This window comes from Sphingobacterium sp. T2, assembly GCF_000814685.1.
In the GTDB taxonomy this organism is placed as follows: Bacteria; Bacteroidota; Bacteroidia; order Sphingobacteriales; family Sphingobacteriaceae; genus Sphingobacterium; species Sphingobacterium thermophilum.
Map to the genome: position 1 here is coordinate 1 of NZ_JXAC01000256.1, position 3451 is coordinate 3451.

The 3451-nt window shown below is 42.9% G+C and carries 3 protein-coding genes and 1 pseudogene; 3 read left to right on the plus strand and 1 reads right to left on the minus strand.

Translation table 11 applies throughout. The features are described from left to right. Window positions 1-109 precede the first annotated feature (109 nt). The 3 genes and pseudogenes from SD31_RS13615 (at window position 110) to SD31_RS21055 (ending at window position 2824) form a co-directional block, all read left to right on the plus strand. Complete coding sequence (locus SD31_RS13615) at window positions 110-508, plus strand: RecQ family zinc-binding domain-containing protein (RefSeq protein ID WP_039054525.1); 399 nt, start codon at window positions 110-112, stop codon at window positions 506-508. Window positions 509-595: 87 nt separating this feature from the next. After that, window positions 596-1999, plus strand: coding sequence for a sodium/proton-translocating pyrophosphatase (locus tag SD31_RS21050; protein ID WP_316929893.1), 1404 nt, complete (start codon window positions 596-598; stop codon window positions 1997-1999). After that, window positions 1962-2824: pseudogene (locus tag SD31_RS21055) on the plus strand (sodium/proton-translocating pyrophosphatase). The gene SD31_RS21050 and the pseudogene SD31_RS21055 overlap by 38 nt, the downstream one beginning before the upstream one ends. A 39-nt stretch (window positions 2825-2863) precedes the next feature. On the opposite strand, the gene SD31_RS13625 reads toward SD31_RS21055, so the two are convergent. Beyond that, window positions 2864-3451: LysR substrate-binding domain-containing protein (locus SD31_RS13625; RefSeq protein WP_039054526.1), on the minus strand; the 588-nt coding region annotated here is incomplete at its 5' end.

The following is a 3451-nucleotide window of genomic DNA, read 5'->3' on the forward strand; positions in this document are numbered from 1 at the left end:
AAAAAATTGGGTGTTTCTTATGAAACCATCGTGCAGTTGTTGGAAGGCCTAGAAAAACAACAGATCGGTTCATATCTCAGAAGTACGGATAAGCCGCAACTTTCAGTTTTTGCAGCCGCGGGTAGATTACAAAAACCTCTATATTGATACCGAATTTATCCGTGAACGCAAGCAAGTTAAGGGAGAACAAATCCAGGCTATTTATCGCTTTCTGGATACCAAGGCATGCCGCAGCAAGGCTATATTATATTATTTTGGAGAAGAAAATAGTACTTATTGTGGTGAATGTGATTTGTGTTTGAGAAGAAAACACCTAGCGACAATAGAGGCTAAGATAGAGCAGGAAATCCGCGTCCTGTTGATGGAAAAGTCTTTAGAGTTGCATGAACTTATAGATAATCTTACCGTCGGCTCCGACGAGCAAAAGCTGAAAGTACTACGTACCTTAACAGATGAGGGAAAGGTAGCTATCCAAGACGGAAAGCAATACCATTGGATGGCAAACTAATCGCAAGTCCTTAAAAAAGAATATATTAAAGTTTTTTGTTTTCCAAAAAAAATGCTAGCTTTAATATAACCAAAATAAACTTATTTTATGGAAAACTATATGATTTACTTACCTGTAGCGCTAGCTACGTTGGGGTTACTTTTCATGCTTTTGAAGGTCAGCTGGGTGAACAAACAAGATGCTGGCGAAAGCAAGATGCAATTTATCTCCAAAAGTATTAAGGAAGGGGCTATGGCCTTTTTGAAGGCGGAGTACCGTATTCTACTGGTGTTTGTAATCATTGCAGCCTTAGCCTTATTTTTTGTGTCGACCATGGTGGATACCACACATTGGATTATTGTCGTAGCATTTGTCTTTGGAGCCTTCTTTTCGGCGTTGGCGGGAAATATAGGAATGCGTATTGCTACGAGTGCCAATGTACGTACCACGCAGGCAGCCCGCACGAGCTTGCCTAAGGCATTGAGCGTTTCTTTCTCGGGAGGAACGGTCATGGGGCTTGGGGTTGCAGGATTAGCCGTATTGGGCTTGAGCATTTTCTTTCTGATTTTCGTTAAAATGTTTATAACAGGGACCAGCTCATTTTATAATGAAATGACCATCGTGCTGGAAGCATTGGCGGGCTTCTCCTTGGGAGCAGAGTCTATAGCTCTGTTTGCACGTGTCGGAGGAGGAATTTATACGAAGGCTGCCGATGTGGGTGCCGACCTAGTTGGTAAAGTGGAAGCCGGAATTCCGGAGGACGACCCACGTAACCCCGCTACTATAGCCGACAACGTGGGAGACAACGTAGGGGATGTGGCAGGAATGGGAGCCGACTTATTCGGTTCTTATGTCGCTACCGTGTTGGCCTCTATGGTATTAGGTAATTATATAATCAAAGATATGGCTGAGGCCAGTGGCGGAACTTTTACGGACGCTTTTCAAGGTATGGGCCCTATATTGTTACCGGTAGTCATAGCAGGAGTAGGAATCATCTCTTCTATTATAGGAACTTTCTTGGTGAAAGTTTCAGGTAATGACGCTAAAGAAAAAGAGGTCCAAGGCGCATTGAACTTAGGAAACTGGACCGCTATCGTATTGACAGTAATTTCATGTTTTTTTCTTATCCGCTATATGCTTCCTGAAGTTATTCAGATGAAGTTCTTTGGAGAAGGATATAAGGATGTGGATAGGATGAATGTGTTTTATTCTACTATTGTAGGTCTAGCAGTAGGTGGTTTGATTTCTTCATTCACCGAATATTATACAGGATTGGGTAAGAAGCCTGTTTTGAATATTGTACGTAACTCATCTACGGGCGCTGCGACTAATATTATTGCGGGTTTAGCCAACGGGATGATATCCACCTTTTCTTCTGTTCTTCTGTTTGCTTTGGCGATTTGGGGTTCTTATTCGCTTGCCGGATTTTATGGGGTTGCCATTGGCAGTCTCAGCGATGATGGCAACTACAGCTATGCAGCTTGCCATCGACGCCTTCGGCCCAATTGCTGATAATGCAGGTGGTATTGCGAGATGAGTGAGCTGCCTAAGGAAGTACGTCAGCGTACCGATGTGCTGGATTCTGTGGGTAATACGACGGCGGCGGTGGGTAAAGGCTTTGCTATTGCGTCGGCAGCATTGACAGCTTTAGCATTGTTTGCTGCCTATGTAACTTTCACCGGCATCGATGGAATTAATATCTTCAAAGCGGATGTCTTGGCGGCATTATTTATTGGAGGAATGATACCTGTCGTGTTTTCGGCATTGGCCATGCAGTCAGTGGGTAAGGCAGCCATGGATATGGTGAATGAGGTGAGAAGACAGTTTAGAGAAATTCCCGGCATCTTGGAAGGTACTGGAAAACCTGAATATGGGAAATGTGTGGATATATCTACGAAGGCCGCCTTACGTGAAATGATGCTGCCGGGCGCTATTACCATCATCATGCCTATCATCGTAGGTTTCGTAATGGGAGCAGAAGCGTTAGGAGCCTATATGGCAGGGGTCGCCGTTTCAGGTGTGTTATGGGCGATATTCCAGAACAATGCAGGAGGATCGTGGGATAATGCAAAAAAGTCTTTTGAAGCAGGTGTGGAAATTAACGGAGAAATGGTCTATAAAGGATCGGATGCACATAAGGCGGCAGTAACAGGTGATACCGTAGGAGATCCATTTAAAGATACTTCAGGACCTTCCATGAACATATTGATTAAACTTACCTGTCTTGTGGGCTTAGTCATAGCTCCAATTTTGGGAGGACATACCGTAAATACAGTCAAAAAAGATAAGGTCGTAGAAGTGAAGGAAAAGGTTGCTTTCGTACATGATAAAAAATAATTTGTAAATCCCCTTAGCAATCGTGGCTAAGGGGATTTTTTATCCACATATCTTCTTGGTAATCTCAAGAAATAATGGTATTCCCGGATTTCGGTTCTCCATATTCCAGGCGAGATAAAGAGTTGTTCTTTGCGGAATATGTTTGAGCTCGATGAAGTCTACATCAGCATTATATCCTTTCTTCAAAGAGGAGGGAACAATAGCCATGCCCATACCTTGAGATACCAAATTGAAAATCGTCAAGGCATTTACCGTACGCAGAGTCACGTTAGGTATAAAATGATGATCCCTAAATATACTCATCACCAAGTCGTAATAAGTTGTACTATAAGCCCTCGAAAAGAGAATGAAAGACTCTTCTTTAAGGTGGGCAAAGTCTACTTTCTTTGTCTGACTTAAAGGATGCCCTTTAGGTACTACCAAAGCAAAATGTTCAGTAAGTATAGGAAGAGACTCGATCTTAGGAGGGAAATTTCCCATCCGTACAAAGCCGAAGTCCAGCTCATCTTTTAATAACAGCTCCATCTGTATTTCGTTGGATAGTTCATTAAGGGTGATGTCTACCATTGGTTGCTGGCTCTTTAGTCGTGTTAAGAGTTCAGGAAGTATAGTCTGTACAGCCGAACC